The sequence below is a fragment of the Marinobacter sp. UBA5687 genome (assembly GCF_002420325.1).
In the GTDB taxonomy this organism is placed as follows: Bacteria; Pseudomonadota; Gammaproteobacteria; order Pseudomonadales; family Oleiphilaceae; genus Marinobacter; species Marinobacter nauticus.
Genome location: NZ_DIHV01000048.1, coordinates 1 through 3,772, shown reverse-complemented (window position 1 = coordinate 3,772; position 3,772 = coordinate 1). Strand labels below are relative to the sequence as shown.

General features: G+C 55.4%; 2 protein-coding genes. Both read left to right on the top strand.

From position 1 onward, the window contains the following. Positions 1–68: 68 nt before the first annotated feature. Positions 69–1,253: an efflux RND transporter periplasmic adaptor subunit gene (locus B3Y70_RS05115; RefSeq protein WP_136629913.1), complete on the top strand. Its 1,185-nt coding sequence runs from the start codon at positions 69–71 to the stop codon at positions 1,251–1,253. A gap of 14 nt (positions 1,254–1,267) precedes the next feature. After that, on the top strand, positions 1,268–3,772 hold a 2,505-nt coding region (locus B3Y70_RS05110), incomplete at its 3' end, for an efflux RND transporter permease subunit (RefSeq protein WP_288589314.1).

Below are 3,772 nucleotides of genomic sequence, written 5' to 3'. Positions count from 1 at the left end.
GATGTCAGCCGGTTCCTGAGGGTACGAAATTCAAAACTGACCGTTCTTTAAATAGCGAGGGTGAATGAATGATTCGCAATCTGAAGATATTTTTAATAGTTGCCAGCATTCTGAGCCTGCAGCAAGCATACGCTGCCGGAGAAGCTGGAGGTGACCAACACGGTGATGAAAGCGTCGAGCATGCCGGAGAGGAGAACCAGTCCCGCCAGATCCATCTGACGCCGGAGCAGACAGAGTTATTGTCCATTGAGACGGTGACGGCTGCCAAGGGGCGCGCTGGCGCAATTGTTACGGCACCTGCCGAGATTCAGTATGTGCCGGATCGCGTGGCCGAGGTTGGTCCGCTGTTGGAAGGAAAGTTGACGGGGTTGGTGGTTGACCTGGGGGATTACGTCAAGAAAGGGCAGCTATTGGCAACCTTGAACAGTGTGGAGTTGGCCCGGATTCGCTCCCGGTTGATCTCGCTGGAGGCCCGTAAAGAAGCAGCCGAGTCAGACTACAATCGCGAAAGACAATTGCAGGACCAAGGTATTTCCAGCGAGGAAGAATTTCTTGATGCCAAGGCGATCTACCTTGCCACAAAAGCGGAGTACGATTCCGTGCGGGAACAACTGGCGGTATACGGTAGTGAGTCGCCAGGTGACAGTGGGGGGCTGGCGCAATACGCGCTTCGCTCACCCATTGAGGGGCGTGTCGAACAGATGCCTGTCCGGCTGGGTCAGACGTTAAGTCCATCGGATACGCCTTTCATCGTGGCAGACACCTCGGTTTTGTGGGCCATTCTTCAGGTGTCGGAATCCGATATTGACCAGATTTCAACGGGAGACGAGGTTCAGATTGCCTCCAGGGATTCAGGTTCTGACCGGTTTCACAGTGGGCAGGTATCCTGGGTGTCGAGCATGCTGGATGGAAAGACCCGCACCATCCCCGTTCGCGTTGTACTGAAGTCTCCCAGGGGCGACCTTCGCCCGAATACCTATACCACCGCCAGAATCATGACGGAAGCGGAGGCATCACTGCCGCTGGTTCCGGATGATGCGGTTCAAACCATTAGCGGTGAATCTGTTGTGTTTGTTCCGGGCGATGAGAAAGGGGCTTACAAGGCTGTTCCCGTCACGCTTGGCAAGGAAGCAAACGGCTTGATTGAGATCAAGTCCGGGATCAGCGCGGGCACGGAAGTGGTTTCAGTAGGCGCTTTTGATCTGATGTCGGCCATTACCGCCAGTGGCCGTAGCGCCGCTCACGGACACTAAAACCCGGGGGGAACATGGTTAACGCAATTGTGAATTATGCGCTGAACAACCGTCTGATGACGATTGTTTTTGCTATCGCCGTGATCGTTGCCGGGGTATTTTCATTTCAAAAACTGCCGGTGGACGCATTTCCCGACGCGACGCCTACCATGGTTCAGGTTTTTACTGCCAGTCCTGGTCTGTCGCCGGTGGATATTGAAACGCTGATTTCCTATCCCATTGAAATCAGCATGTACGGCATCCCCAAGTTGCAGAAGGTTCAGAGCACGTCGATTTTCGGGCTTTCCCGGGTGACCATCTATTTCGAAGATGGCACCGATATATACTTCGCCAGGCGGCTGGTAAACGAACGGCTTTCAGAAGCCAAGCGCCAGATCCCGGAGGGCATGGGGGAACCCGAACTAGGACCCATCACCACGGGCTTGGGACGTATCCTGATGTATTCCCTGAAAGCTGAGGACGAGAGCCAGTACAGCTTGCAGGAAATTCGCACGATCCAGGACTGGATTGTTAAGCCGCAGCTCAGAACCGTACCCGGGGTAACCGGTGTGCTGTCCATCGGAGGCGAGGTTAAGCAATACCAGGTCAATATCGACGCGCACAAGCTTCAGGCAAGGAGCCTGACGGTCTCGGATGTTCGCGGTGCCCTTACCCAGAACAATCGCAATGTCGGCGCCTCTTTCATTACCAGAGGAGGTGAAGAATACATTGTTCGCGGTTACGGCTGGGTCAACTCTGGTTCCGAAGGCATCAAAGACATCCAGAACATCATTGTGTCCAAGAGTGAGGGGGAGTCCCCAATTTACGTCAAGGATGTTGCGGAGGTTGGTCTTGGACCGGCAATTCGCCGTGGTGCAGAGGTGTCCTCGGGTGAGGAGTCCGTTGGCGGTTACGTGATGAAGTTGATCGGGACCAACACCAGCCAGGTGCTTGAGGACGTCAATGCAAAAATCGACGACCTGAACAAGTCACTTCCGGAGGGTCTGAAGATCGAAGCGTATTACTCCCAGGCGGAGTTGGTGGGCAAGGCTATAGGCACTGTCGAGAAAGCGTTGCTTGAGGGCTCGGTTCTGGTGCTGGTGTTCCTTTATCTGTTCCTGGGAAACATTCGTTCCACACTGATCGTGGTGGCGACGTTGCCGTTGTCTGTACTCTTTGCGTTCATTGCTATGCGCATGTCGGGCCTGTCGGCCAACCTGATGAGTCTGGGCGGGCTGGCTATCGGCATCGGCATGATGGTGGACGGCGCTGTGGTGATGATAGAGAACATCTTCCGACATATTGAAGAGCGATCGGACGAGAAAATCAGCGTGCTCAGGCTTGTTGGTGAATCCGCACGGGAAGTGGCTCGTCCGATCGTCTTTGCCATCGGCATCATTATTATCGTTTTTCTGCCGCTATTTACGCTGCAGGGCGTCGAGGGCAAGCTGTTTTCGCCCATGGCTTACACCATCAGTTTCGCTCTGATCGGCGCATTGCTGCTCGCGTTGACGTTGGTGCCGGTTCTGGCCTCGCTCTCATTCAGGATGGGTGGGCACCATAAGGAGCCGAAGCTGGTTCTATTCCTTAACCGGCTTTACAAACCGGTGGTCAATGTGGTCGTCAAGGCGCCAAAGGTGGTGATGGGCGTTGCAGTGCTGGCCTTTGTCGGAAGCCTCCTGCTGTTTCCCTATCTTGGGAGCGAATTCGTCCCCACCCTGAGGGAGGGCACTTTCCAGATCCGCTCAACACTGCCGCCGGGAGCCAGCCTGGAGTCCGCGATTAAATATGGCAAACGAGTCCAGTCCGTTGTGGAAGAATTTCCCGAGGTAACAGGCACCTACGCACGGATCGGTCGAGCCGAGGTGGGAGGCGACCCTGAGCCGGTAAACGTAGTGGCGACGCTTGTTAACCTCAAGCCTTTGGATCAGTGGAGAGAGGATGTGCGCTATGAGGATCTTCAGAGCGAGATCGCAGAAGCGTTGAATGAACGAGTCCCAGGGCTTGCCAACAATCTGTCCCAGCCGATTCAACTCCGTACCGACGAACTTCTGTCGGGCGTTCAGGCGCAATTGGTCGCCAGCATTTTCGGTGACGACCTGGATGAACTGGGTCGGATCGGCAGGGAAGTCGCTGCCCTGGCCAGAGAGGTGCCTGGTGCAACGGACGTCCGCGCCCAGCAGAGTGCGGGCAAGAAGCAAATTGTTATTCGCCCCGACCGTGAAGTGCTGGCGCAGTTCGGCATCAGCATTGATAACCTGATGAGTACGGTCGAAACCGGAATTGGCGGTAAAGGGGCCGGGCTGGTCTTTGACGGTGTCCGGCGATTTGAGATTTTCACCCGACTGCAAGAGTCCTACCGTGGGTCCATTGATGAAATCAGAAAGCTTCCCCTCAGGGGCAACAGTGGCGAGCTTATTCCGCTTTCACGGGTGGCTGATGTTGAAATGTACGCCGGCCCGAAGAAAATTTCGCGCTCCAATGCCAGTCGGCGACAGTACGTGCAGATGAACGTGCGTGGTCGCGATATGGGCGGTGTT